The sequence below is a fragment of the Acidovorax cavernicola genome (assembly GCF_003581445.1).
The window spans coordinates 1-1108 of sequence record NZ_QXMN01000249.1; the positions used below are offsets into that span (position 1 = coordinate 1).

The following is a 1108-nucleotide window of genomic DNA, read 5'->3' on the forward strand; positions in this document are numbered from 1 at the left end:
GGGCTGCTCGAGCGACAAATCCTTGAGGTAAACGCGCTGAATCTGGAATACGGGATTTTCTTGGTCGGCCATGGCGTCGGTCTTTCTCACTTAAACGAACCGGAATCAAAACAAAGCCCGCCCGGGAGACGCTCCCGCAGCAGGCACTTGGGAAAAGCATTATGCAGCCGCGGACGCGGCCGCAACCGATCAGCCCGCCAGCAGAGGCTGCAGGCCGCCCTGCGCGTCGAGCGCGATCAGGTCGTCACAGCCGCCCACATGGGTCGCGCCGATGAAGATCTGCGGCACCGTGCGACGGCCCGTGGTCTGCATCATGTAGTCACGCGCAGCCGGATCCATGTCGATGCGGATTTCCTCGATCTGTTCCACGCCCTTGGACTTCAGGATCTGCTTTGCACGGATGCAGTAAGGGCAGACGGCAGTGGTGTACATCTTCACAGCTTGCATCGGGAGTTCTCTCTTCAAAGGGGACAATGCCCGGAAATGGGGGCTGCTTCAGCCTTTTTCAACCGGCAGGTTGGCTTCGCGCCAGGCCTTCATGCCGCCCGCGAGCGCCTGGGCCCGGGGATAGCCGAGCTTCCTGGCAATGCCTTCGGCGCGCTGCGCGCGCTGACCCCTGGCGCAGACCAGGATCACCGGCAGGGCCTTGTTCTTCACGATGCCGGGCAGGCGCTCCTGCAGCTCGCCCAGAGGCACGTTGCGCGCGCCGTTCACATGGCCCGCGGCAAATTCCTCGGTCTCGCAGACGTCGATCACCACGGCCTTCTCGCGGTTGATCAGTTGCACCGCATTCGCGGCCGAAAGCGTGCCGCCGGCGCCGCCTTTGGCCAGCGGAGCGAGCAGCATTGCGCCGGAAACCAGCGCCAGCAAAATTAAATACCAGTTATCGATGATGAAATTCACGTCATTCCTTGGGTTGGCAAACCGGTCAATTTTAGAATGGCAGACTTTGACCTCCCGTCATCTCCTGCTTTGTCGTCTTAAGGGACCCCATGTTCAAGCTCGTTCTGATCCGCCACGGTGAATCCACCTGGAACCTCGAAAACCGCTTCACCGGCTGGACCGATGTGGATTTGACACCCACCGGTGTCGAACAGGCGAAGAACGC

Annotated in this window: 3 protein-coding genes and 1 pseudogene; 1 reads left to right on the forward strand and 3 read right to left on the reverse strand. The window is 60.9% G+C overall.

The annotated features are described in order from the left end of the window. The 3 genes and pseudogenes from D3H34_RS32910 to D3H34_RS32920 all read right to left on the reverse strand — a co-directional run. Positions 1–72, reverse strand: a pseudogene (locus D3H34_RS32910) (protein-export chaperone SecB); the annotation flags it as partial. Between the two features lie 117 nt (positions 73–189). Then, the gene (gene grxC, locus D3H34_RS32915) at positions 190–447 is read right to left on the reverse strand and encodes a glutaredoxin 3 (protein WP_119558889.1); all 258 of its coding nucleotides are present in this window, start codon (positions 445–447) and stop codon (positions 190–192) included. A gap of 48 nt (positions 448–495) precedes the next feature. Further along, positions 496–903 carry a rhodanese-like domain-containing protein gene (locus D3H34_RS32920; protein WP_119558890.1) on the reverse strand — a complete coding sequence of 136 codons (408 nt, stop codon included), beginning with the start codon at positions 901–903 and terminating at the stop codon, positions 496–498. Positions 904–992: 89 nt separating this feature from the next. On the opposite strand from D3H34_RS32920, the gene D3H34_RS32925 reads away from it, so the two are divergent. Continuing rightward, on the forward strand, positions 993–1108 hold a 116-nt coding region (locus D3H34_RS32925), incomplete at its 3' end, for a histidine phosphatase family protein (RefSeq protein WP_205736871.1).

What these genes read in the sequence shown, in the direction of transcription:
- grxC (WP_119558889.1), bottom strand. Translation starts at nt 447, where the DNA reads ATGCAAGCTGTGAAGATGTACACCACTGCCGTCTGCCCTTACTGCATC.